The following is a 25,721-nucleotide window of genomic DNA, read 5'->3' as shown; positions in this document are numbered from 1 at the left end:
AATATCACATGCCCTTCGTATTTAAGCAATGTACTACCGAAGATCTGGATACCCTGCTGGATATATCCAAAGTTACTTTTATCGACACCTATGTCGCACATAACAACCCGGAAGATTTTCAATCCTATATGGAAAAGGCATTTGCCAGGGAAAGGATTACGGAAGAACTTCGCAGTGACACCTCATTGTATTATTTAGCTTGTGCTGATCAAAAACCGGTGGGGTATTTTAAACTGAACCGGGAAGGCGCCCAGACCGATATTAACGACGCCGGTTCCGTAGAACTGGAACGCATCTATTTACTGAAATCCCACCAGGACAAACAACTCGGCAATGCGCTGATACAAAAAGCAATAGAAGTAAGCAGGGAACTGAAGGCCTCTTATTTGTGGCTGGGCGTATGGGACCAGAACGCCAGGGCCATAGCTTTTTATGAAAAGAACGGGTTCGTGAAATTCGGACAACACCCTTTTATGATGGGGGATGACGAACAAACGGACTGGCTGATGAAAATGGAACTTTAACAGGTTGTCCTTTTGTATTTTTTGTTGTGATAAAAATTATTAACCCTTATTCCTATTATAAAAAATGAAAAGAATTACGGTTTACTGCGGTTCCAATGACGGAAAAGACCCGGTTTACAAGGCCCAGGCCCTGTTGCTGGGCAGGACCCTGGCAAAACGAAACATAGAACTCGTTTACGGCGGCGCCCATGTAGGCCTTATGGGGGCCATAGCAGACGGAGCACTTACCGAAGGAGGGAGAGTAACCGGTGTGCTCCCGCATTTTCTACGCGACAAGGAAATTGCACATGAACGGCTCACCGAATTGCTATTGGTAAACACCATGTCTGAGCGAAAGATCAAAATTGAGGAAATGGCCGACGGTATCATTGCCCTGCCCGGAGGCTACGGAACCCTCGATGAACTTTTCGAGACCCTGACCAATGCACAACTGCAATTACACCAAAAACCCGTAGGCCTGCTCAATACGGGAGGTTTTTATGACGGACTGGTACAATTACTGGATACCATGACCACCGGCGGACTGCTCAAAGAGGTCAACCGGAACATGCTCCTTGTGAGTAACGATATCGATGAGCTGCTGGACAAAATGTACAACTATACCCCGCCCACCGAGAGTAAATGGATTCAGGAAAAAACAAATTAACCCGTATACATGTGTTACAACTAAACAAGGTACATCACATTGCCATTATATGCTCCGATTACAAAAGATCGAAAACGTTCTACACGGAAATCCTCGGGTTTACCATAGTGAAAGAAACATATCGGGTAGAAAGAAGATCCTATAAACTGGATCTCGCCCTGAACGGCAGGTATGTGATCGAGCTTTTTTCCTTCCCCGATCCACCTCCCCGTGTCTCCCGGCCCGAAGCTGCCGGGCTTCGCCACCTCGCCTTTGAAGTCGATGACCTCGACATGGCCGTCAGGGGCCTCAGGGAATACGATATTGCTGTAGAAGATATCCGCACCGATGATATTACGGGAAAAAGATTCGCCTTTTTTACAGACCCGGACAACCTACCTCTCGAGTTATATGAGAAATGAACATATGTTAAATTTAAAACAATGCAACAACATTAACAGACAATTATTTGCAGTGAATGTCTTTTTGGTTATTTTTATCACACACTTTGCAACCTTTTGCAAGTCTGAACATCATTAGTATGTAATTTAAATTGATTTATTAACCCCAAATTTTTTCTATCATGAAAAAAGCAGACAAAGGCTTAAAAAAGCCGTTCTTCGCAAATTTTCTGGAACATCAGGTATCCGGAGAGGAAAAAGAAAACGTACAAGGTGGTACTACCCTTAAATTCCCTTCCGACCTGGAAGAGGACGGAAGCGGTATTACCTCCACAGTTTCCAAACCCGTTCTGGACCAGGACGGCGGAGGTGATGTAACGCAGAAATTCCCTTCGGACGATGATGAAGAAGGAGAGATCATGTAATGTACAAAATCATCATTTATGTGATGGAACAATAGCCTCCCGGGGCTATTGTTTTTTTATTTCCAATTTTTCCTGTTGAATTTCCCCCGATGATACTATGCCTTACCCACAGTAATGACCACTATACCATAGACCGTGTCCAGGAAAGATGTAAAGCCCTGGGAAAAGAAACCGTCCGGATGAATACCGACCGTTTTTCCCATGAATCATGTTTTCACTATACCTCAAACGGTCATGTAACCGATCTGTACTGGTCTGACGGCAATACCCGGTTTTCTCCGAAGGATATCGAAGCCGTATGGTACAGGAAGTTGTGGGCGGTTACCCCTCCCGATGACCTGGACCCGGACTTTCTGAAAATATACCTGCAGGAATACAACACGATGCGGAATATCTTTTTCGAATCCCTGCAACACCTGCCGTGGATGAATCCCATGACCACCGACCATACCGTGAGCAGGAACAAGCTGGGGCAATTACAAACCGCTTCACAAAACGGACTTCACATTCCCCAAAGTCTTTTTACCAACAACCCGGAAAAGGCAAGGACTTTTTTTTCCGAAGTGTGCAGGGGAAACATGATTGCCAAATTGCACGGTTCGTTGTCCCGTAGTATGCGCGGTGACGCTCCTTTTTTTCCTACCACGGCCATCACCAAGAGTGACCTGGAACAACTGGATACGCTTCCGCTCTGCCCGATGATCTTCCAGGAACGGGTACCCAGGGCATACGAATTAAGGGTGATCTATGTAGACGGAACCTTCTTTACCGGTAAAATCGACCCGGGAGCTTCCCACCGCGGAAAGACCGACTGGAGGATCGCCACCGATTTACAAACGGAATGGGAACCTTATAAACTGCCCGCAACTATCTGCAAAGCACTGACCCGGACCATGCATCACCTGGGATTGTTTTTCGGGGCCATAGATATAATCCGTCACGAGGACGGACGCTACATTTTCCTGGAGGTCAACCCCCAGGGCGAATGGGGCATGCTGCAACGGGACCTCGAATTTCCCATCGGAGAGACCATTGCGGAAAAATTGATTGCACGAACATAAAAATATTAAATCCCGAATATCATTCCGGCCAAGACCGGGAGTTCAAACCACAACTTATGCAAAAAATACTGATTATTACCCACTCCAAGGACAACGCCTCCATTGATATGGTTTCCGGTTTTCTCCGGGAACGCGGGGCGGAGGTCATTCGTTTTGATGTAGACCGTTATCCACTGCAATGTTGCCTGAGCAGCCGGTATGAAAACGGCAAATGGCAGGTTTTCCTGGATATTGAAGGGCAACGCACGAACATTCACGATATTACCGCCGTATGGTACCGCCGCAGCCATAACCTGGCTTCCGGTCTGGACCAGGTACTGGAAGGCACATACCTCTCCAGTGCACAGAAAGAGATACGCCGCACACTTTTCGGTATGCTGGAAAGCATGCCCTGTTTCCAGATCGATACGTTCAGCAAGTACCGCAGGCTCGACAGCAAGGAAGAACAGATGAAAATAGCATCATCGCTGGGATTGAATGTTCCGGACACCTGCATTACCAACAATCCTGAAGAAGCGCGTGACTTCGTACGTACACATCCCGGGGGCACCATCGTAAAAATGCAGAGTTCCTTTGCCATATACCGGGACGGTAAAGAACATGTGGTGTTTACCAACCTTGTAGCTGAAAAAGACCTCGAAGCGGTGGATGCCCTGCAATACTGCCCCATGCAATTCCAGGAAAAACTTGAAAAGTCCAAAGAACTTCGCATAACCATAGTGGGCAATGCCGTATTTACCTATGCCATTGACTCCCAGAAACTGGAAAATGCCAAAGTGGACTGGCGACGCGAGGGAAACACGCTGCTCGATCATTGGGAACCCTATGAATTGCCCCGGGACATCGAAGAAAAACTATTGCAGCTGATGGATGTATACCAGATCAATTACGGCGCCATAGATATTATTGTCACCCCGGAAGAAAAATACTATTTCCTGGAGGTCAATGCCGCGGGAGAATATCTCTGGCTGGACCGCCTTGCCGACGGAGCCATTTCCGGGCAGATTGCCAAAGTGCTGACGGGGGAAGCCTTTCGGAGATATGCGCCTGTACTGGAGAAAGACAGGTTCCCGGGGTAATAAACAGAAAGTGACTTAACCTGTTGCCTTAAAAATTAATATTTGATCAACCACATAAATTGGGATGACATTTATGTGTCATTGCAAGCCCTTCGATAAACTCAGGGCAGGCTGAAACGCGGCAATCTCCCGGCAGGTTTAGGTTTGCACATACTTGAAGATATGCTCTTGCCTTAAGAAATTGCCACACTCTGCTTAGGGCAGGGTTCGCAAAGACGCTTTCTTTACGGACGATTCTTATTCCCCGAGGTCGAATTTATAGGTTACCCCGCCCAGTATCTGGAAGCCCTGTACCGGGTAGTTCATCCACCTGGCGTATTGATTGTTGGCAATATTATTTACCTTGACAAAAACAGACCATTGCTGATCGATATGGTATCCCAGGTGGGCATTGGCGTCGAAATAGCTGTCCAGTTCCACGATTTCTCCCTGCGGTTCTGAGGTAATATCCATAGTAAACAGGTCTTTTCGTTTTCCTACGTAAAAGATATTGGCCCCGGCAAACCAGTGTTCGCCTATCTGATAGTCTCCGAAGAACGATCCTTTTACAATGGGCAGGTTCCAGGCTTCCGCTTCATTGTCGGTGTCATAACCGAACACTTCCGCGTTAACGCCAAGGGTGAGATTGCCGTCTATGTCGGCATGGATCTCCCCGAAGGCGGAGAATGTGGTCACATCGTCATAAATCACGCCGAATGAATTGCCGTACGCGTAATCCCGGTTTTCACTCCCGTTAATGTTTACGGGATTTGCACGGTAAAGCGGTTTATTGTTCTCTGCCCTGTAGGAGCCCTTCAGGTTATATCCTATATTGGTGTCCAGTTTTCCCTTCATCCCTACATAGGCGTCGTATTGCCTGTCTGTTGGTGTTATACCGAGGGTAGGCGACACAAATACATTTTCCTGTACAAAATCATAATAGGAATTCTGGTCCAGGCTTCCTTCTACCCCACCGTAAACGGTCACGTACTCGTCTACCAGCCTGTACGAAGCGTTTACCCGGGGATAGATATAAAAATCATTGTCGTCGTTTTCGATGTCCATGCCGTAGTAGACGGATGCCCCGACGTTAATTGTATAGTCTTCTCCCCTGATCAACAGGTTCGGGTTTACCCCCAGCAACAGGCTGCTGTACTTCAGTTTTTCATCTGTAAAATAATCGTGTTCGAATTCGCCTCCTACGTAATCGGCAAAGACATTGGCCGTAATCAATTCTTCTCCTACGGGAAACTGGAAGGACGGGTTGAGTACGGCACGGTTCTCCCCGGAATCATGGGCGTCCCAGAAACGTTTTAACGACAATTCGCCTCCTGTAAATACGGCTGCATCGACTGATTCCAGGTTTCCGCCGAGGGATGCGGTGTAATAGGTCTGCCTTTCGTCTATACTGTTGATGAGTGCTTCGTCAAAACCGGCCTGCAGGGGCAATCCGTACCAGTTGTATATCTGGTGCTGCAATCCGCCGTTAATGCCCCAGCGGTAATAACGGCCTTCATTCATATAGGCTGCTTCCAGTTGGGTATCAAAGAACTTGGTATCGAGTTCGGTCTCGTCCAGGTCTCCTTGTGCGGAATGATGATTGAGCCCTATGTCCAGAGATTCCTCCCGGCTCAGCTCCTGACTGGTATAAAAGTCGAGTTTAGCGGTACTGTAGTTCCCCAATCCCAACGAAAGGTAGGAGTTATAGAGCTGTTCCCTTTTTTTCTTTTCAACTCCCGCCACTTTTCCTTTTGCCGGGACAAAGGTAGAGGCCACGGGAACGGAAAAGATACTGTATTCTATTGTTTTCTTTTCCGGAAGTACGGAATCGTTCAGGACAGGGACTTCCTTTATCTTAAAAGCGTCCGAAACACTCGCCTTATATGGTTTTATCACCTCAACGGTTTCCGTTCCGATGTTTTCTTCTTCCTCCTGGGCCACTACTGTCACAGCTGACAACAGTGTAAACAGCAACAGCAGGAAATAACTGCAATTTCGGGGTGTCAATCGCCGGGCTTTGTGTTTTACCACTTTGGTAGTGCTGTGCCCGGGTTTGCCGGTATTACGATATATACTGAACATTATACTGCTATGATATTTTAGTTATTATTAGGATTTACGGAAGAGTTTCGTTTGGCCTCTTCGCCTTTAATGCGGGATAATTCGCTCCGGGCTTCTTCCACAACTTCGGGATAATCTTCAAAACTGCCGATCACATTTTCGAGAATATAGGTAGCCTGGAAAGCATCGTCCAGTTCATAAAAGTTTTTGGCCATTAGTAATAATCCCTTGGCACCAAATTCCTTGTATCCGGCATAATCACCGGCCAGTTTCTGGATGCTTTTGTTGGATGCTTCATAATCTCCTTCCTTGTTCTTAAAGTAGGCATCGTAATAAAGGGCCTCGGCAGCCAGGGCGCCTGTAGCTATCTTCTTCACTTCGGCATAGGCTTCTTTTGCCGTGGCTTCATCTCCCACATCCATGGCGGCACGGGCTATGATAACGTGGGCATCGCTCTTTATCCTGTTGTCCGTATTCTCATTGTCCAGTACCATCTGTGCATAACGGATGGCTTCCGGATAGTCGTTCAGTTCATAACTGGCTTTCATCAGGTTAGAGCGGGCAAAAACGACATTCTGTGACGAACCGGCCACTTTTTCCAGTTGTTTCAACACGGGAACGGCTTTTTTATAATTGTCATTGTCCAGGAAAATCTGTCCCAGGCGGGTAAGGCTTTGTTCAGTGTATTCGTTCCTTCCCCCTTCGGTCACTTTTTCGTAATGCGGTACCGCTTTTTCCTTTTCTCCTTTAATAAAATAGGATTGTGCCGTATAGAAATGGGCTTCCAGCGCATGCAGCCCCCTCGGGAATTTCTCAAGGTAGGTTTCAAAGCCCCTGATGGCAGCATCGGAATTGTTCTGCGCGTATTGTTTTTCGGCCGATTCAAACGAGGCATTGTCCAGCTCGGCATCGGTCACTTCTACAAAGTCAAGTCCTTTTACCCAGCTTGCATATTCATCTACCCGGCCCATATCTACGTATATAAGCTTTGCGGTAGACACTGCCTGGAGGGCTTCGGGCGTATTGGGATAATAATTCACCACGCTTTTGAACTTCTCCAGGGCTTTGTCATTTTCTTCGGCATTATAGTAGACCAGACCTTCCCTGAGCAGTGTTTTCGGTACATAGGGACTTAACGAATATTCGTCTACCAGTTTCTGGTATGTTCTTACCCCGTCTGACACCTTGTTTTGTGCTACATAGGTATTCCCCAGTTCATACATGGCATCATCCCGGTAATCGGAATCGGGATAATTGCTGATGAATCTTTCGAGTTCTTCTATTTTGGTGGCTGTCCTGTCTACAAAACCGTAACTGATGGCCTTGTGGAAATGGGCATAGTCGGTATGGGCTTCCTTCATGGCTATGGACTCGTTATACGATTCCATGGCCGGCCAGTATTTCCCGGTTACAAAGTAGCTGTCGCCCAGTCGCAGCCAGGCATCGTTGAGCCTTTCCCTGTCCCGCTGCACTTCGTTGTTCTTTACATACCTGTCAAAATAGGTGATGGCCTGTTCGTAGTTCTTCTGCTTGAAATAGGTATACCCCAGTTGATAATCGACCCGGTTGTATTCGGGTGTGGTTGCAGCGGCAGAAATGCTTTTAAAATCCTTGAAGTCGACCAGGGCCTCGTCATACCTGTTCAGCAGGTAGGCGGTCTCTCCCCTCCAGTAGGTGGCTCTTGCCAGGAATGCACGGTCCTGCGGCTCTTGTATCGACTTGTCAAAATAGTCCATCGCCGCTGTGTACTCCCCGTTCCTGAAGAGTTCCACACCCCGGTAAAATGCTACCTTCTGATAGGCTTCCTTGCTGCCGTATGCCTTGTTTTTCTGCAATACCTGCAACGCCGCATCGTAGTTTTTTGAGGTGATGTACGAATCAACCAGCAGGCTTTCTACTTCTTCCCTGTAGCCCGAATCCGGGTATTTCTCCAGGAAGGAGAGCAATACCTCCGGTACGCTCTGGTAAGGGTTTCCTATGTCGTAACTCAGCCTTGCATAATTGAGCAGTGCATCTTCCTGTATCTGTTCGTTAAACTCCATTTGCGAAGCATTGCGGAACGCATTCAATGCCTGTTGTTTTTTATCGGTTTTCAGGTAACATTCCGCCAGGTGATAATAGGCATTCTGGGCTACAAAATCATTTCCGCCCACAATCTTGTTAAACTGGCCTATGGCATTTTCATAATCGCCCTGTTTGTAGTAGGCATATCCCAGTTGATAGAAATCGGTGTTGTTCCACCTGCCCTGCTTACCCTTGTATCCTTTAAGGTAAGGCACTGCGGCTTCGTATTCTTTCAGGTTGAAATAGCTTTCGCCTATAATTTTATTGAGTTCAGACACTTCGTCGGGCCCCGACCTGGGCAGTTGCTGCTTGGCCAGGCGGATAGCTTCTTCGAATTTCCCTGCCTTGAAGTTCATGTCGGCCTGGTAATACGAAAGGTTCTCGTTGAGTTCCGATTCTCCGGCTACCTGGTCAAAGTATTGTGTAGCCTCGTTGTAATCGTCGCCTTCATAGGCCATATAGCCCAGGTAATACTTGGCCCTGGCGCCGTATTCGTCTGAATTGGCCACCCGGTTAAAATAGGTTTTCGAATCGTTATAGCGTTTAACGGTAAAAAGGGCATATCCTTTTTTAAAGTTGAATGCATCACGTTCTTTGGCACTCATTCCCTCGCCTTCGGCCTTATTGTACCACTTGAGGGCCTGCGGATACTTGCCGTGCTGAAAATAATAATCGCCCGCATCAATATAAGCGGTGTTCCGCTTGGTTGATGTGGGATACTTGTTTACAAAGTTCTCCATCATCCTGTCCGCCCCCGGTTGTCCCAGGCGGATGGCGCTCCCTGCAATATAATAAGCACTGTTGGCCTCTACTTCTTCGTCTTCGGTACGGTTTTTCACTTTCTCAAACACGCCCTGTGCAGACTTGTACTGTTTGTTGTTGTAAAGTTCCAGTGCCTTTTTATAATCTTTATCACTATAGGTATAAACTTCAGACATTTGCGCCCTTGCCGTTAGCATAAAACAGCAACCCGCAAATAGTGGTATGACCTTTCTGTATTGCATGATGAATAATTTTTCTTCAACCAAAGATAACTGAATATACAACCTATAACGTTGGTTTCTCTTTATAATTATCCACAATGAGATTAACTGTTGGAGTTGGGGAGTTTTAGGGTTTTGGAGTCTTGGAGTTAGGGAGTTTTGGAGTCTTGGAGTTTTTTAGAATTACAAAAATTTCCCGTTATTCATTACATCATTGCCGCACAATTTTCTTCTCAATTATTTTTTAAGTCCGTCTTAAGTACTAAGCCCCACAGTCTTAAATCTCAAATCTAAAAAGGCCCCGCAATCCTCTATAATTTCCCATAAAAATCTAGCCTATCATACCTCTTCAGGGCATGATAGGGCAAAGTCACCTTATTATTATTTTATAACTTAATCCACAGCCCCCGGAATATCCGGCATATCATCTTCGGTTTCGCCGTCCTGCAGGTGGCGTTCGGGGGCGCGGAGTTGTTTAATCAGGGAAGTGAGGGTATAATCCTGTGCCTTGGGATCGTTCTTATACATGATCTTGCCGTCGTAGATCACCGTTTTGATATAATCGAAAAGTGCATCGTATTGTTCGCGGTTCTTACGCGTCAGTTCCTTGCGCTGGGAGAGGATGCGGTGTTGTTTCTGGTTCAGGTTGTTCATGCTATCGCGGTATTTCACCAGCATATCGGCCATATTTTCGTCCATACCCTGTCCTATCAAAGCCTTACGGTTTTTGGCCACATGGTCTTTAAGTGCGGTGAGCAGGTGCATGGCGCCTTCGATGTTCTTGGTATTGAGGTTGCGTTTTAATTCTACCATATTCGGCGCTTGCAGTTCTGCACTCCTGTAATAGGCCGAGAGGAAACTGAGTTCATCCCTGAGCTCCTCGGCCTTCTCATAAAGATCGGTCGTAGCCTGCTTCATATTTTGTGTTATGCCCCCGGGATTTTCCAGTTCCTTCACTTTCTCGTTCAGCCTGCGGAATCGGGCAATATACTGCGGGCTATATTTACTGAACCGTGAGGCCAGTTCTTTTTGATCACGTTCAAGGGTGGCAATTAAAAATTCGGCAATAGTGGTATACTCTTCGAAGCGTGGTCTTGAATAATTCATAATGTGTATTTTGGTTAGTTAATTGCACAAAAATAACAATACGAGAATATAATCAAAATTTTTTAACAAAAATGTGTGCTATAACATGTTAAAAAACAATATACTCTATGTGTTTTATAGGATTTTATAATTCAAAAAGCACTATACCTATAAACTCCATATTGCGATTTATTCTATTGAGTAAATTTATATATCCATTCATGCTAAAAACAGCTATATTGATGTATTGTATTTGTTTATTGACAATATACATTTACACATTGACGTTATGTATCAGTCTATTGATGGACTACATTTATCTATTGATGGATTAATTTTAGTTATTGACGGACTACTTTATGCTATTGATGCTTTGAATATGCATATTTACGGACTGATTTCATCTATTGACAAACTGTATCGTCTTATTGATGCATTATATTGTTATCTTGACGGATTGATTTTGATACATGGCAAAACTTGTTTTATGCATATCTATCGGAAAATCAGTTTGCCCCTAACCATTTCGACCTGGTTCAATACATTGCCCAAAGGAAATCTGATTTTCCTTGATTCATCCTTTAGGGATGGGGCGAAACATCAAGGAAAATCTATCTAAACTAAATTTTATCATGTACTAAACGGATTGATTTGATTTATGGATGAAAATAAACAGGATACTATATTATGTAGTTAAACCATTTATTTATTAAAACTATCTGTTAATGTATTACTTTAGTTATGACACATAAATTTAAAAACAGATGACTGACAACCGCAGACAAAGGCCTATAGCAATCACCCCGCCCCGGTCGCCGGCCATCCGTTCAGACCTCAGCTCCGGGACATTCAGACCCCGGAAACTTTAAACCGGGAACATTGCCCCATTACCCCCAACTTTTATTATTTTTACGCTCAGTAAAACCCGAAGCATGTCAAATACCATCGTAGAACTCAGGGATGTTGCTATTTACCAGAAGGAAAACCTGGTGCTTAGCGAGATCAATCTTTCCGTAAACAAAGGCGAATTTGTTTACCTCATCGGAAAAACCGGAAGCGGCAAGAGCAGTTTTATGAAAACCCTCTACGGCGACCTTCCGCTGACACAGGGTTCCGGTACGGTGACAGATTTTGACCTCCGGTCGTTAAAGGAAAGGGAAATCCCCTTTCTGCGCCGCAAGCTGGGGATCGTGTTCCAGGACTTTAACCTGCTCCCCGACCGTACGGTGAACGACAATCTCCTTTTTGTGCTGAAAGCTACCGGGTGGAAAGACAAAGAAGACATGGCGGCTAAGATCGAGGAAGTCCTTGGCCGTGTGGACATGAAGACCAAAGGCTTTAAATTTCCGCACCAGTTGTCGGGCGGAGAGCAACAACGCGTGGCCATTGCCCGTGCATTGCTCAACGATCCCGAATTGATCCTTGCCGATGAGCCTACAGGGAACCTTGACCCGCAAACGAGTGTGGAAGTCATGAAGGTGTTGCAGGAAATTAACAGTACCGGCCGCACTATACTTATGGCTACTCACGATTATGCCCTGTTGCTCAAGTTCCCTTCAAAAACCCTGAAATGCGACGGCAGCAAGGTCTTTGAAGTAGTACAAAAAAATGTTTGACCCCATCGTTCCCAAGACTTCGGAAGCAACAGCAGCCTTTCCGTAACCTACTCACTATAGGAAAATGCGTAACGGGTGGTTTCTTTTTCACTCCAGTCTATGTTTCCTTTCACAAAACAGATGAGGGCATCGATATAGCGGGACACTTTGCTGTCAAGGCCTTTTCCGAAAACGGGAAGATCGGAAGATAACGCTATAAATTCCCGGGCTTGTTCGTCATGAAAGGCCGAAGCCTTTAATATCGCTTCTTCAAAGGTAACGTCATGCCTTTTTTGCATTACATAAACAAGGTTGTGCTTGTCGTCCGCATTGTTCTGGTCCATTTCCTTACTTAAGGAAAACATATCATTAGCCCAGCACACCAGGTTTCGGGAAAGCACCATCAATCTTTGTATGGCAGGGTGCTGCATAACCGCTTCCGGCAGGTTGATAGCTGCTGCTACCAAAGACAGGTCGACCGCCAGGTTTGTTCCTGAGAAAAAAGGGCGGTATTTCATGTATTCCTCCAAAGTGGGACAATATCCTTTTATTACATTTTTCATTTCCCAGACCGCAGCGGTAAAGGTATCGGCAAAACTCTGTATAATTTTGTCCTGCCAGGTTTTATCACTAAAAGCACATAAACGTATAAAGCAGTCTGCCAATGCCGAAAATGCCTCTTTACCGGCTTCGGGCGCGATCTTCTTACGGTTTTTCATCACTGTAACACCCGTAGATATAAATGCTTCCAATGCCTGCGTACCATCTACGCCTGCCACTTTGCGTTCTGCCTGTTTATCAAGGTCATCGTCAACAATAAACAGGAGTGCACAGAAATCCGCCAGGGCAAACAGGACTTCTTTTTCTGCCATAGGGTACATACGGGCGGCCATATAGGCATAATATTGCCTCTCATACAGGTCATAAACCGATTTATCAGGTAATAGATTGTGTTGTTGCAGCCATTGCATGTTGTGTTCATGGGCCTCCTTTGCATGAGGACTTATAACAGACGGATAGGGCCAATAAGGCTTTGGAATAGTTATTTTCATGGGGGCAGATTATTTATATTTTCCATAAAATTATAAAAATACTCTTACTTTATCAATTCCTATTCCGCTGTTTTCATTCGGTTTTTTCGGTAAATAAATTCATCAAACAACAGGATTTGTTTTGCCGCAGCCTATCGGAAAATTTATTTTGTCCCTAACTGAAAAGGAGGCCGGTTTTCTTTATTTTTCTTTTAACATGAAGACAGCCCGGGAATGCAAAAGCTTATTTCTACCTATATCAAAACCAAGAAAGGCTCCTCCCTTCAGACAAAGGCCTGTGCTGAGCCTATCGAAGTAGAGGTGGCATGACTTTAGTGTGACGGAGGGTTTGAAAGCACAAAACAAAGGAGAAAACACAAAAGTTCAGGAACAATACCCCAAACACTATAAACTACTTTTAAACATAATCTGCCCACCACTTTCAAATAAACCAAAAACAAAGAAGGTAGCTGAAAAACCTTGTCAACCCAGGTTGCAAAATCGTCCCGGAGCCCCATTACCTTTACGGGTAATTATGGTAAGCCCCCGGACTTGCTTCAGATTGACGCAAGGATTATTTTCCAGATACCTTCCTGATAATGTTTTAACCTGTAAAAATGCGCTTACACCCACTCGTTAATGTGCGCCCCGCCGCCACATGCCAGTTCGCGGCATGAAATGGTGAACGTTTCCGTCAGCGGTTTGTAGCCAACGGCATCAAAATTTTCCCTGTACTTTACCAGGTAGCCTTCAACGAAGTTTACTTCCTTCAGTTTGGCGTCTACATCGCGTTTGATATAGGTGATTGTCCCGTTCTTACGCTCAAAATTGTTCGTCATCCACTCAAAAAAGAAAGAATCGCCCGTCGACTCTACGGTAAGGTTAATTCTTCCTCCGCGTGTTACCGATGAAGGGCGGCCCGTGGCGTCTACTTCCTGTGCCAGGTCGTAATTGGCGCTGAGTATGTTTACTTTCTTACCGCCAACGCTTAAAATAGCTTTAAATGACATAATATCTAAAATTTAACAGATAAGGTTGAACTATAAAACACCCAATCAAACATAATTTATATACCTGTGCAAGATATTAAAGACCAAAATATTTTACAACAGAAAAATGACGGTTATCTCCTTTTTTATAAAAATGCTTCGTTATGAATATTGTAACTTTAACCTGTGGAACATTTAAAACACTGGAAGATATGAAGAACAACAAAAGCCATTGGGAACAGGTATATGCCTCCAAAGGCCCTGAAGACGTTAGCTGGACCCAGGCCGTGCCCCGTACTTCTCTTGATTTTATTGTTACACCGGCCCCGCACAAAGATGCCAGGATCATAGACATTGGCGGGGGCGACAGCAGGCTTGTTGATTTTCTGCTTGCGGAAGGTTATACCGATATTTCGGTACTTGACATCTCTGAAAAGGCACTGGAAAAGGCACAAAAGAGGCTTGGTGACAAGGCCCGGAAGGTTACGTGGATTGTCAGCGACATTACGGAATTCGAACCTGCCGAAACCTACGATATCTGGCACGACCGGGCCACTTTTCACTTTCTTACACATCCGGAACAGCAAAAAAAATACATACATATTGTAAAAAACGCGGTAAAAGACCGCCTTATCCTCGGTACATTTTCTGATAAAGGCCCTGAAAAGTGCAGCGGACTGGACATCAGGCAATATACCGAAAAAGACATGGAACATTGCTTCCGCCCCGCGGGCTTTGAAAAAATAAAGTGCATTACGGAAGACCACACTACCCCTTTCGGTACTGTCCAGAATTTCTTATTTTGTAGTTTCAGAAAAAAAAGGAACCCGAGTTGACATGTTTCGCAAAATCATAGCTACAGACCACTCAAAAACCACGGTTATCATCCGCTTAATGACCGGTGTGATATTCCTCTCTGAAGGTATACAGAAATTTATGTTCCCCGCCCTTCGCGGTGCGGGGCGTTTTGAAAAGATCGGTTTTATTTATCCCGAATTTCTGGGTGGTCTTGTCGGTGCTTTTGAAATCGTCTGCGGTATCCTGTTTATATTAGGATTGCTTACCCGTCTGGCAAGCCTCCCCTTGATCACAATCATGGCAACTGCCATAATAACCACAAAATTTGACATATTAGCCAACGACGGGTTCTGGTCCATGATGCATGCCGGAAGAACAGACTGGGCCATGCTCCTCGGAAGCCTTTTCCTGCTTATAAAAGGCGGCGGAAAGTGGTCTTTAGACAAAATCCTCCTCAAAAATGGATAAAAAGGGAAGCCTTGGCGAAGTTGCCCGACTCTTTTTTAAACTGGGCCTGATAGCTTTTGGCGGCCCTGCGGCCCATATTGCCATGATGGAGGAGGAAGTGGTGAGCAAACGCCAATGGATGTCCCGGCAGCATTTCCTGGACCTCGTAGGGGCTACCAATCTTATCCCCGGGCCCAATTCTACCGAAATGACCATGCACTGCGGTTACGAACGCGCCGGGTGGAAAGGGCTTTTTGTGGCCGGAGGCTGTTTTATCTTCCCTGCAGTAGTATTTACGGCAGTTCTCGCCTGGTTTTATGTTGAATACGGTAAAATTCCGGCGGTTGAACCTTTTCTGTACGGCATTAAACCTGCCGTTCTTGCCATCATACTCGGCGCGGTGTACAAACTGGGAAAAAAAGCCCTGAAAAACCTGCAATTAGGAATTATCGGCCTCCTTACAATCGCAGTTTCCTTTCTCGGTGTCAACGAAGTCACAGCCATACTCGGCGCCGGACTTTCCGGAATGTTATGGTTCGGGTGGTTGCAAAGGGAAAAAGACGGCAAGCTGTCTTCTTTCCTCCCCCTTCTGCTCTTAAATGCGGGATCGGTAGCCGCCAAAACGATCTCCAACTCCAAGCTCTTCTTCGTATTCCTTAAAATAGGTGCGGTACTCTTTGGCAGCGGCTATGTATTAGTGGCTTACCTGGACGGCGAACTGGTGGAAAAACTGGAATGGCTTACCAAACAGGAGCTTCTGGATGCCATTGCCATAGGGCAGTTTACGCCGGGGCCGGTATTGTCTACCGCAACTTTTATCGGTTACCAGGTCAATGGTTTTTGGGGGGCGATCGCAGCCACAGCCGGGATATTCCTGCCTTCTTTTTTCTTTGTGCTCCTCCTCAACCCCATTATCCCGAAATTAAGGCAGTCCCGTTTGGCACGCGGGTTCCTCGATGCGGTGAACATAGGGGCCGTTGGCATTATGATGGCCGTCACCTTCCGTCTCGGCCAGGAGATCCTTATGGATTGGAAAACGTGGAGTATTGCCCTTATCAGTATTGCAATAACCCTTGGCGTAAAGAAGGTAAACGCCATGTGGCTGGTATTGGGAGGGGCCCTGCTGGGATATCTCCTGTACCATATCTGATGCCCCTCCCTGTATTGCTACAATTTACGCAGATGTAACTTCTGCGCTCCTGTCAATCTTTTTTACCAGTCCCTGGAGTACTTTTCCGGGACCTACTTCGGTAAACAGGGTGGCGCCGTCTGCGATCATTTGCTGTATGCTCTGTGTCCATTTTACGGGAGCGGTAAGCTGCGCCATCAGGTTCTTTTTAATTTCCCCGGCTTCCGTTACTGCCACGGTGGTCACATTCTGGTAAATGGGACATGCAGGCTTGTGAAATCCGGTTTGCGCTATGGCTTCGGCCAGTTCTTCTCTTGCAGGCTCCATTAAAGGGGAGTGAAACGCGCCTCCAACGGGCAATACCAGCGCTCTCCGCGCCCCGGCTTCCTTCAAAGCCTCGCAGGCCCTGTTAACGGCTTCTACTTCTCCGGATATGACCAGTTGCCCGGGACAGTTATAATTGGCAGCCACAACCACACCTTCGGTTTCGTTACATACCTTCTCGACCACGGCGTCTTCCAGTCCGAGTACCGCCGCCATAGTACTGGGTTGCATCTCACAGGCCTTTTGCATGGCCAGGGCACGTTTGGATACGAGGGTTAAACCGTCCTCGAAGTTCAGGGTACCGTTAGCCACCAGGGCCGACAGTTCTCCGAGCGAATGCCCGGCCACCATATCCGGCTTAAAAGCATCGCCCAGGGTCTTGCTGAGGATTACCGAATGTAAAAACACGGCGGGCTGGGTGACCTTGGTTTGCTTCAGGTCTTCAGCCGAACCGTTAAACATGATATCGGTAATGGAAAAGCCCAGTATTTCATTGGCTTTTTCAAAAAGTTCCTTTGCGGTTTCCGACTGTTCATACAAATCGGCCCCCATTCCTGAAAACTGTGCTCCCTGACCGGGAAATATGTATGCGTTCATAAAATTTCGTATTTGTTTTGGGCAAAAATAGTAAATTGTTTATTGGTATCCCGGACATTTCCGCTTCGTGTGAATGTACGGAGCCATGTATCCGTTATGTATTGTTCCGCAAAGCTGCGCAAAGAAAACGCAAAGGTTCACAAAGGGATTGCTGTTTTAAGCCATCCTCACTTCCCGTTGCAATACTCCGTTTACAACGCACCACATTGGCACATTATTAAAGCGGCACGTTAACACCTATTCTTCTTCCTTAAACCAGCCGGAATATTTTACATAGTTATCGGCTATGCGATCAATTTCTCCCGAAATAAGTTCCTGGCTGACGTCTTTTACCTTTTTGGCGGGCACTCCGGCATAAATGCTCCCGGCTTCTATTCTGGTATTTTTCGTAACTACCGCACCCGCTGCAATTATACTGTTGCTTTCCACAACGCAATCATCCATAACAATGCTTCCCATACCTACCAGTACGTTGTCCTGTATGGTACATCCGTGCACTATGGCATTGTGTCCTATGGAAACATTATTACCTATGTTCGTCGGAGACTTTTGATAGGTCGCGTGAATAACCGCCCCGTCCTGTACATTGACCTTATTCCCCATTTTTATGTAATGCACATCGCCCCGTATCACGGCATTGAACCATACGCTGCACTGGTTGCCCATCTCTACATCGCCAATAATCACTGCATTTTCGGCAATAAAGCAGTCTTCCCCCATCCGGGGCACTTTTCCGTTAACTTTTTTTACAATCATGGCCATTCCTTTTAAAGTTTCAAAGGTACAAAGTTTGTCCTGTTGGTTTTGATCTTGTTCCCTGTTCCTATGATCCCTGTACATTTCCCCATCGCCAAACCGGCTCATTATCAGGTTAAGGCAGGGGCTTCACCGGTAGGTCGTTCCGTATAGGTATTTCATATCTTATCCGTACCTTTGCATAAAAATTGGTAATCATGGAAAAAACCGTTATAAAAATAAAGCCTACCAACAATCCGTCCATCATAAAATTCGAGGCCGACAAGTTCCTTACCGAGCACCAAAGCTTTGAGTTTAAAAACATTGACGAGGCCGGGAATTCTCCCCTGGCACAGCAGCTCTTCTACCTGCCCTTTGTAAAAACCGTGTTCATCTCGGGTAATTTTGTGGCGGTGGAGCGTTACAATATCGTGGAGTGGGAAGAAGTTCAGACCGAAGTGGCCGACCAGATAGAACATTACCTGAACAGCGGCCAACCGGTGGTCAAAACCGCGGAAAAGGACAAGAAACTCCCGTATACGATCTATGCCGAAAGTACTCCGAATCCCGCGGTAATGAAATTCGTGGCTAATAAAAAGCTTGTAGATTCCATCTTTGAGTTTAAAAACATTGACGAGGCCAAAGAGGCGCCGCTTGCACAGGCGTTGTTCCATTTTCCCTTTGTAAAAGAGGTTTTCTTTGACGAGAATTACATTTCCATTACCAAATACGACATTGCGGAATGGAACGACATTACCATGGAGCTCCGTGAATACATTCGCATATACCTTGAAGAAGGCAAAACGATCATTACCGAAGGCATTGAGGAACAAAAGACCAATAAAAATGCCATTGCCAACACACAACAGGCCGAAAACCTGAACGAAACGTCCAAACAGATCATCAGTATTATCGAGGAATATGTAAAACCTGCCGTAGCCAGTGACGGAGGGAACATCCTGTTTGAATCTTATGACGAGAACAGCAAGATCGTAAAGCTGATATTACAGGGAGCATGCAGTGGATGCCCGTCTTCCACCATTACCCTGAAAAACGGTATAGAAACCATGCTGAAGGAAATGATGCACGGCAAAATAAACGAAGTTGTTGCCATTAACGGGTAATATCCGGGCATCCGTTACGTTATTACAGTATAAAAAATCCCAAATTTCAAAACCCATCGGAAAAAACTCCTTTCGGCCCCTGAAATTTGGGATTTATCTTTTTCAGAAAGTTTGTTCTTACTCCCTGTTATAAAACGGGAAACGCTTTCTCCTTGACTTCCTTGTAATCCTGGTAAAAGTCGCGGAACAGTTCCAGCAGGTTCATACTGGCCGTAATGAGATCTTTCGTTTCCAGCAGCAGTCCGAAGTACAATTTGGTGTTTTTCGGGCTCGTCTCGGTGGTACGGATACGATCGATCTGTTTCTGGATAAGGTTAGACACCCTGTCAAACAATTCCTGTTTTTCTTCCAGTATCGTATCAATGTCTTCAAACGATTCCTTGTCGAAAGTGTACTTGATCTTGTCAAACAATACCTGAAGGTCGTTATCAATGCTCTTCAGGTCCCTGATCTGGTTAAACTTCAGGTTTTTATGATTGTTATTGACATGCGAATAACTGTTCTTGACGATATAACCTATGGACTGCACCATATCCTGGAGGTTATCGAGCATAAGGATATAGAACTTGCTCGCCTCGATGGAAGATTCATCCAGTGATTTGATAAAATAGAACAGTTCGCCTTTCAGTTCATCCACTTCATCTTCCAGTTTTCTAAGCGTCTTTTTGTTCTTCTTCAGTTTTTTCAGTTCCTGGAGCCCGAGGTTGTCCACCACTTCACTGTACAGCTTATTGGTCTTACCGATGACTTTGGATATGTGGTGGGAGCTGTCATTGACAATTTCGTGTATGGTAATGATGTCTTCCGTACGGAGCTTCCGTTTTTCTTCTTCTTCCTTGGCCTTCCTGGCATGTATTCTTGCACTTCGGTAAAGAAGTACGGCAGCTACGATGAGAAGTCCTACAAAAGAAACAATTCCTCCTATGCTTAGAAGATAAGCAATAACGGCCGCAGAAATGAATGCTACTATAGCCGTAAGGAACCATCCCCCTATAACATTGAATACACCGGCCACCCTGTAGACTGCACTTTCCCTGTCCCATGCCCTGTCGGCAAAAGAGGTACCCATAGCCACCATAAAGGTTACATAGGTAGTGGAAAGCGGAAGTTTCAGCGAAGTACCGATGGATATGAGAATACTGGCCACCATCAGGTTTACCGAAGCCCTTACCATATCAAATGCAGGTGCGTCTTTCTTCTTTCGCCTCAGGGCAGGCTGTTCGAACTGTTTGTCGATCTTTAACTGTACCGACTTGGGAAGGAAATAATTAATCCCGATACCGGCATACACCGACATCCTGACGATAAACCTGGACAGTGCATTCGGGGAAAATTTCTCTGCACCGTCTCCCTGCCTGGAAAGATCTACCCCGGTAGCCACAACACTACGTGCTTTTTTGGATGTCCAGAGGGTAATGACCATTACAATCCCGGCAAACAGCAGAAAATAGAACGGCGCTACGATCTCGTTGCTCGCCAGTTCCCCCATCATGTATGAATCGGCCGGCATACCGGAGTCCACAAAAAATCCGTAAGACTGATATGCCGCTATCGGCACCCCGATAAAGTTTACCAGGTCATTTCCTGCAAAGGCCATGGCCAGGGCAAACGTACCTATGATAATGATCAGTTTAAGAATGTTCACCTTAAAGACGCTCATCAGCAGTTGTGCAAGCCCGGTCCAGAAAACAAAGCTTACACCGATGATAATAAGCTGGTGACTTTTTATCCAGGCGTAATCTTCGGCAGAGACAAAAGAGACACTCTTTAATCCTTTGATGAGTATAAAAAATGTGATGGCCGTAATGGCAAGTCCGCCGAAAATAGCCCCTATATATTTCACCCTTTTTTCAAAGTGGAAAGTAAAAAACAGTCTCGATACATACTGTATCAGGGCCCCGATGGTAAATGACAAGGCCACCGACAATAATATGCTTACAATAATCTGTGTTGCCTTGGCGGAATTGATATAATCACCAAGAGCAGCTATATCGCCACTCTGTACCAGGATCTTGTAGATGGCAAGACATACTGCCGCGCCGAGAAGTTCGAAAACTATGGACACCGTGGTGGAAGTGGGCAACCCTATGGAGTTGAACACATCCAGCAGTAATATGTCAGAGATCATCACCGCCATAAAAATGATCATGACCTCATTGAACGTAAACATGCTGGGTACAAAGATACCGCTACGTGCTATTTCCATCATCCCGCTGGAAAACAATGCCCCGAATGCTATCCCCGCACTGGCAACAATCATAATGGTTTTAAGCGGAACCGCTTTAGAACCTATGGCTGAGTTTAAAAAATTAACCGCATCATTGCTGACCCCTACAACCAAATCTGTTATTGCCAACAGCGCCAGGGCTATCAGCATTACCATATACACTTGTTCCATACGTATTTTTTACTGACGCAAAAGTCCGTCAACTTAATTAAAATAAAGTTAACTTAATGTTACCAAAATATTATGTGGACGTTTATAACGGTTTCTTAATCTACAATTTAAGCAAATTTATTTTATTAATGTAGTTAAATTCCTTATATTTATGACTATTAAGTACTTATAAAAACTAAACGATATGGCTGTTTTAAAGGTAATTGAATTAATGGCAAACTCTCCCGAAAGCTGGGAAGACGCCACACAGAAAGCAGTGAAACAAGCTGCCAGGACTGTAAAAAATATAAAGTCCGTTTATGTACAGGACCAAAGTGCAATGGTAAACGGCGACCAGGTAGCGGAATACCGGGTAAATGTAAAAATCACTTTCGAAGTGCAGTAGCTGACACTCCGTATATTACCCCTTTTCTGCCCTTTTGTTATAAATTCACAAGTTTATTTTTAAGTGTTTGAGTTGTTACGGGCGTTTCAAGAATTCTTGAAGCGCCTTTTTTATTATACCTTTGAACAAAGCCTGTACCCTTGATGTTTTCTTTTTATGTCTTCATGTTCTTTTGCCATGCCATAACAAAAACAATACAGTTGAAATGTCACAACAAACCAACGATTTGATCCGTGAAACCAGCCCATACCTGTTGCAACACGCACATAATCCGGTGAACTGGAAAGCCTGGCACCCGGATATTCTCCGGGAGGCCGACAGGACCGGCAAACTGCTGATAATAAGTGTGGGGTATGCCGCCTGTCACTGGTGTCATGTCATGGAAAAAGAAAGTTTCGAAAGCCCGGAGGTAGCCGCTGTAATGAACGAAGGCTTTATCAACATAAAAGTAGACCGCGAAGAAAGACCGGACGTAGACCAGGTCTACATGAATGCCGTACAACTGATGACCGGACAGGGCGGATGGCCGTTAAATGTCGTAGCCCTGCCCGATGGCAGGCCCGTATGGGGAGGCACCTATTTTCCAAAAGACCGGTGGACTACTGCCCTTGTACAAATCCGGAAACTCTACGAACAACAGCCTGAAAAACTCCGGGAATATGCAGACAATATGGAAAAAGGCCTGCAACACCTGGAAACCGTTATCCCCGACACTGACAAGTCCCCGTTCTCTGCCGAACAGGTACGGAATGCCGTTTTGCAATGGAAAACAAGCTTTGACACGACCTACGGCGGACCAAACCGGGCACCTAAATTCATGATGCCCGTCAACTTCCTCTTTCTGTTGCATTACGCCTTTCGGAACGGAGATGATGAAATCACGGATTATGTAAACCGATCCCTCACCAAAATGGCCCACGGTGGTGTTTACGATCATGTTGGCGGTGGTTTTTCCCGTTATTCCGTAGATGCCAGATGGCACGTCCCCCATTTTGAAAAAATGCTTTACGACAACGGCCAGTTGGTGAGCCTCTATGCCAATGCCTACGCAGCTACGGGGAAAACATTATACAAAAATGTAGTCTATGAAACCCTGGCCTTTACGGAGCGGGAACTAATGAGTGAAGAGGGGGCATTTTATTCTTCCCTTGATGCCGACAGCAAAAACGAAAAGGGTGAAATGAAAGAAGGGGCTTTCTATACCTGGCGTAAACCCGAACTGCAACGATTGCTGAAAAACGACTTCCCCCTGTTCCGCGACTACTACAATATTAACAGTTATGGCCTGTGGGAAGGGGAAGATTATGTATTGATACGAAAGGAAACAGACCGGGATATTGCCGACAAACACGGAATTACCGCAACGGAACTTTCACAAAAGGTCGCTTCCTGGAAGGCTTTGCTCTTAACAGCGCGAAACCTGAGGCCCCGCCCCGGCTTGGACGACAAAATACTCACCTCCTGGAATGCCCTGATGTTAAAAGGTTATATCGATGCGTATAAAGTGTTCGGCGAGCCTTCTTTTCTGGCCATTGCATTGAAAAATGCCCGGTTTATTGAAGAAAAACAGTTACGCCCCGACGGCGGACTGTACCGCAATTATAAAAACGGAAAAAGCAACATTAACGCCTACCTGGAAGATTATGCCACGGTTATAGATGTATTTCTGGCACTGCATGAAGTTACCCTCAGCGAACACTGGCTGCAAATGGCCCGAAGGCTCGCTGATTACAGTTTTGAACATTTTTATTCGGAGGAAAGCAAGATGTTTTTCTTTACCTCCGATACGGATGATGCGCTGATTGCCCGGAGTATTGAAAGATCGGACAATGTGATCCCCGCCTCCAATTCCATCATGGCCGGGAATCTTTTTGTATTGTCACATCACTTCAATAACAAACAATATTCGACAACAGCGGAACAAATGCTCCGTAACATGATCCCGCTCACACAGGAATATCCTTCATTTCATTCCAACTGGCTGGATCTTATGCTACTGTATACACATGGTTATTACGAAGTGGCCATATCAGGAAAAGATGCTTTAAAAAAAACAACGGAGCTCAACCGCTATTACCTTCCTAATAAGCTTATTACCGGATCGGAAGAAGTTTCTGATCTGCCGTTGCTGAAAAACAGATTTGTAGATAACAAAACACTTATTTATGTTTGTGTAGATTTTTCCTGCAACCTGCCCACAGAAAAGGTCGACGACGTCTTACCCCAGTTGAAAACAACCGATAAAGGGAAAAAACGGCAATAACAATATAAATTAAGACATAAATCCCCAACATAACAAGAAACAAAACCCTTAAATACATTATTACACTATGGAAAATTACATCGACGAAGGCGTTTCTATGCTCATTGCCTATGCACCAAAAATACTGGGTGCGATTGTTACTCTCATTATCGGTTTCTGGATAGCCAGGGTACTCGCCAATTCCGTGCGGAAACAACTGGAAAAGCGAAATGCAGACCCGTCCCTGATCCCCTTCTTGACCTCTATGGTGCTGATTCTTATTAAAGTATTGGTCCTGCTGAGTGCCGCCGCACTATTTGGTCTGGAGGTCACTTCTTTTGTGGCCATATTCGGTGCACTGGCCTTTGCTGTGGGGATGGCCTTGCAGGGCAACCTGAGCCATATGGCTGCAGGCATTCTGATCCTGTTCTTTAAACCTTTCAAGGTAGGGGATTTTATTGTTACACAGGGGTATTCCGGAACGGTAAAGGAAATACAGATATTTACCACCATCCTTACTACGCTCGACAACAGGGTTATTATTATACCCAACGGGACGATCACCAGTGGCCCGCTGGAAAACCTTACGGCCAATCCCGTACGCAAAGTTCCCATGACCTTTGGTATAGGTTATCCCGACGATATAGACAAGGCGCGGGAAGTCATCAAAAAGGTAGCGGACAAATGTCCTCACATCGACCACGATAAGCCTGTAGATATTCTTATTTCGGAACTCGGTGACAGTTCGGTAAATTTTGCCGTGCGCCCGTGGTGTAAAACCGAAGATTTCTGGAGTGTACACTTTTACATGCAGGAAAACATCAAAAAAGCATTTGATGACGAGGGCATCGGTATCCCGTTCCCTCAAAGGGATATTCACATATACAATCACAATAAAGAAGCCGATGCCTAAGGCGTTTTCTTCTTTTTCTTTGTAACTACAAAGTCCTTCAGATAATAAGGTTCAAAATAGGCGACATCCTCAAAATCGTCTGTTTTGAACTTTTTTTCTGCCAGTAAGGCCATCTCCGAAGCGGATGGCGCTTCTGTCTTTTCCGGAAATATCGCATTGGAATGTAATATCACCGCTTTACACTTTTCCGCCCCGTTCCCCGTAAAATACACCTTGCCCCTATCCAGCCATTCATGGAAGGAGGCTTCGGTAACAATTTCGGCCCTGGTTTCCCGCAACGGCTCATAGTCCTTGTCGAAAACAGCGGAATACACCTCCATTCGCCTGGCGTCGAGCAAAGGCAAGATAACCCCGTTGCCAATATTGTACTTTGAAGCCAGTACCTGAAGAGTAGGCACGGCAACAAGCGGTTTATCCAGCGCGTAACAAAGCCCTTTTGCAGTAGACACCCCTATACGAAGTCCGGTATAGGAGCCCGGCCCCTTACTTACGGCTACGGCATCTATATCCTGTAATTTCAGAGACGCCTTTTCCATGACATCACGGATAAAAACATGCAGGTTCTCCGAATGGGAATAGTTAACATCATCCTGTTCTTTCACGGTCAGTGGTACGCCGTCTTTTGCCAGGCACACCGAACAGTTGGTCGTTGAAGTTTCAATATTGAGAATGACAGCCAATGGGATTTACGATTTAAAATTCAGGACAAATCTAATGCCTTCAAAT

At 45.5% G+C, this 25,721-nt stretch carries 23 protein-coding genes; 14 read left to right on the top strand and 9 right to left on the bottom strand.

Annotated elements, in window-relative coordinates; all coding sequences use genetic code 11:
- Nucleotides 1-8 precede the first annotated feature (8 nt).
- From LS482_RS14300 to LS482_RS14275, 6 genes are all read left to right on the top strand, one after another.
- Entirely contained in the window at nucleotides 9-524 is a 516-nt protein-coding gene (locus LS482_RS14300) for a GNAT family N-acetyltransferase (protein ID WP_233028196.1), read from the top strand.
- A gap of 64 nt (nucleotides 525-588) precedes the next feature.
- Nucleotides 589-1,170, top strand: a complete 582-nt coding sequence (locus LS482_RS14295) for an LOG family protein (RefSeq protein ID WP_233028195.1) — start codon at nucleotides 589-591, stop codon at nucleotides 1,168-1,170.
- Nucleotides 1,171-1,181: 11 nt separating this feature from the next.
- Nucleotides 1,182-1,571 carry an SMU1112c/YaeR family gloxylase I-like metalloprotein gene (gloA2, locus tag LS482_RS14290; RefSeq protein ID WP_233028194.1) on the top strand — a complete coding sequence of 130 codons (390 nt, stop codon included), beginning with the start codon at nucleotides 1,182-1,184 and terminating at the stop codon, nucleotides 1,569-1,571.
- Between the two features lie 161 nt (nucleotides 1,572-1,732).
- Entirely contained in the window at nucleotides 1,733-1,975 is a 243-nt protein-coding gene (locus LS482_RS14285) for a microviridin/marinostatin family tricyclic proteinase inhibitor (protein ID WP_233028193.1), read from the top strand.
- A gap of 89 nt (nucleotides 1,976-2,064) precedes the next feature.
- On the top strand, nucleotides 2,065-3,036 hold the full coding sequence (locus LS482_RS14280) for an MvdC/MvdD family ATP grasp protein (RefSeq protein WP_233028192.1): 972 nt from the start codon (nucleotides 2,065-2,067) through the stop codon (nucleotides 3,034-3,036).
- A gap of 56 nt (nucleotides 3,037-3,092) precedes the next feature.
- Complete coding sequence (locus LS482_RS14275) at nucleotides 3,093-4,115, top strand: MvdC/MvdD family ATP grasp protein (RefSeq protein WP_233028191.1); 1,023 nt, start codon at nucleotides 3,093-3,095, stop codon at nucleotides 4,113-4,115.
- A gap of 237 nt (nucleotides 4,116-4,352) precedes the next feature.
- Here LS482_RS14275 and LS482_RS14270 read toward each other — a convergent pair whose 3' ends face one another.
- The 3 genes from LS482_RS14270 to LS482_RS14260 form a co-directional block, all read right to left on the bottom strand.
- Nucleotides 4,353-6,176, bottom strand: coding sequence for a TonB-dependent receptor (locus LS482_RS14270; RefSeq protein ID WP_233028190.1), 1,824 nt, complete (start codon nucleotides 6,174-6,176; stop codon nucleotides 4,353-4,355).
- A gap of 17 nt (nucleotides 6,177-6,193) precedes the next feature.
- A complete protein-coding gene (locus LS482_RS14265; RefSeq protein ID WP_233028189.1) occupies nucleotides 6,194-9,223 on the bottom strand; it encodes a tetratricopeptide repeat protein in 3,030 nt (1,009 codons plus the stop codon).
- Nucleotides 9,224-9,595: 372 nt separating this feature from the next.
- Entirely contained in the window at nucleotides 9,596-10,309 is a 714-nt protein-coding gene (locus LS482_RS14260; protein ID WP_233028188.1) for a hypothetical protein, read from the bottom strand.
- A 911-nt stretch (nucleotides 10,310-11,220) separates the two neighbouring features.
- Between LS482_RS14260 and LS482_RS14255 the strand changes: the two genes are divergently transcribed.
- Nucleotides 11,221-11,904, top strand: coding sequence for a cell division ATP-binding protein FtsE (locus LS482_RS14255; RefSeq protein ID WP_233028187.1), 684 nt, complete (start codon nucleotides 11,221-11,223; stop codon nucleotides 11,902-11,904).
- Nucleotides 11,905-11,951: 47 nt separating this feature from the next.
- Here LS482_RS14255 and LS482_RS14250 read toward each other — a convergent pair whose 3' ends face one another.
- Together LS482_RS14250 and tssD are read right to left on the bottom strand one after the other, a co-directional pair.
- Nucleotides 11,952-12,935: a terpene synthase family protein gene (locus LS482_RS14250; RefSeq protein ID WP_233028186.1), complete on the bottom strand. Its 984-nt coding sequence runs from the start codon at nucleotides 12,933-12,935 to the stop codon at nucleotides 11,952-11,954.
- Nucleotides 12,936-13,537: 602 nt separating this feature from the next.
- Nucleotides 13,538-13,924, bottom strand: coding sequence for a type VI secretion system tube protein TssD (tssD, locus tag LS482_RS14245; protein ID WP_233028185.1), 387 nt, complete (start codon nucleotides 13,922-13,924; stop codon nucleotides 13,538-13,540).
- Between the two features lie 143 nt (nucleotides 13,925-14,067).
- On the opposite strand from tssD, the gene LS482_RS14240 reads away from it, so the two are divergent.
- Genes LS482_RS14240 through chrA form a run of 3 tightly spaced genes read left to right on the top strand, consistent with a single transcriptional unit; the run spans nucleotide 14,068 to nucleotide 16,298 of the window.
- Complete coding sequence (locus LS482_RS14240) at nucleotides 14,068-14,739, top strand: class I SAM-dependent methyltransferase (protein ID WP_233028184.1); 672 nt, start codon at nucleotides 14,068-14,070, stop codon at nucleotides 14,737-14,739.
- Nucleotide 14,740: 1 nt separating this feature from the next.
- On the top strand, nucleotides 14,741-15,169 hold the full coding sequence (locus tag LS482_RS14235; protein WP_233028183.1) for a DoxX family protein: 429 nt from the start codon (nucleotides 14,741-14,743) through the stop codon (nucleotides 15,167-15,169).
- The gene (gene chrA, locus LS482_RS14230) at nucleotides 15,162-16,298 is read left to right on the top strand and encodes a chromate efflux transporter (RefSeq protein WP_233028182.1); all 1,137 of its coding nucleotides are present in this window, start codon (nucleotides 15,162-15,164) and stop codon (nucleotides 16,296-16,298) included. The genes LS482_RS14235 and chrA overlap by 8 nt, the downstream gene beginning before the upstream one ends.
- Nucleotides 16,299-16,322: 24 nt before the next feature.
- On the opposite strand, the gene fabD is transcribed toward chrA, so the two are convergent.
- Nucleotides 16,323-17,198: an ACP S-malonyltransferase gene (gene fabD, locus LS482_RS14225; RefSeq protein WP_233028181.1), complete on the bottom strand. Its 876-nt coding sequence runs from the start codon at nucleotides 17,196-17,198 to the stop codon at nucleotides 16,323-16,325.
- A 237-nt stretch (nucleotides 17,199-17,435) separates the two neighbouring features.
- Nucleotides 17,436-17,954: a gamma carbonic anhydrase family protein gene (locus LS482_RS14220; protein ID WP_233028180.1), complete on the bottom strand. Its 519-nt coding sequence runs from the start codon at nucleotides 17,952-17,954 to the stop codon at nucleotides 17,436-17,438.
- A 197-nt stretch (nucleotides 17,955-18,151) separates the two neighbouring features.
- Here LS482_RS14220 and LS482_RS14215 point away from each other — a divergent pair, with 197 nt between their 5' ends.
- Nucleotides 18,152-19,057, top strand: coding sequence for a NifU family protein (locus LS482_RS14215; RefSeq protein WP_233028179.1), 906 nt, complete (start codon nucleotides 18,152-18,154; stop codon nucleotides 19,055-19,057).
- Nucleotides 19,058-19,184: 127 nt separating this feature from the next.
- Here the strand turns inward: LS482_RS14215 and LS482_RS14210 are convergent, their stop codons facing one another.
- Nucleotides 19,185-21,455 (bottom strand): inorganic phosphate transporter, encoded by a 2,271-nt coding sequence (locus LS482_RS14210; RefSeq protein WP_233028178.1) that lies wholly within the window; start codon nucleotides 21,453-21,455, stop codon nucleotides 19,185-19,187.
- Between the two features lie 184 nt (nucleotides 21,456-21,639).
- Between LS482_RS14210 and LS482_RS14205 the strand changes: the two genes are divergently transcribed.
- From LS482_RS14205 to LS482_RS14195, 3 genes are all read left to right on the top strand, one after another.
- Nucleotides 21,640-21,840, top strand: a complete 201-nt coding sequence (locus LS482_RS14205) for a dodecin family protein (protein WP_233028177.1) — start codon at nucleotides 21,640-21,642, stop codon at nucleotides 21,838-21,840.
- Nucleotides 21,841-22,045: 205 nt separating this feature from the next.
- Nucleotides 22,046-24,103 (top strand): thioredoxin domain-containing protein, encoded by a 2,058-nt coding sequence (locus LS482_RS14200; protein WP_233028176.1) that lies wholly within the window; start codon nucleotides 22,046-22,048, stop codon nucleotides 24,101-24,103.
- Nucleotides 24,104-24,170: 67 nt separating this feature from the next.
- Entirely contained in the window at nucleotides 24,171-24,995 is an 825-nt protein-coding gene (locus LS482_RS14195; RefSeq protein ID WP_233028175.1) for a mechanosensitive ion channel family protein, read from the top strand.
- Here the strand turns inward: LS482_RS14195 and tsaB are convergent.
- Nucleotides 24,992-25,675 (bottom strand): tRNA (adenosine(37)-N6)-threonylcarbamoyltransferase complex dimerization subunit type 1 TsaB, encoded by a 684-nt coding sequence (gene tsaB, locus LS482_RS14190; protein WP_233028174.1) that lies wholly within the window; start codon nucleotides 25,673-25,675, stop codon nucleotides 24,992-24,994. The two genes, LS482_RS14195 and tsaB, sit on opposite strands and share 4 nt — an antisense overlap.
- Nucleotides 25,676-25,721: the final 46 nt, after the last annotated feature.

Origin of the sequence: Sinomicrobium kalidii (genome assembly GCF_021183825.1) — a bacterium.
Classification (GTDB): Bacteria; Bacteroidota; Bacteroidia; order Flavobacteriales; family Flavobacteriaceae; genus Sinomicrobium; species Sinomicrobium kalidii.
This window is presented reverse-complemented; position numbering and strand designations above follow the sequence as displayed.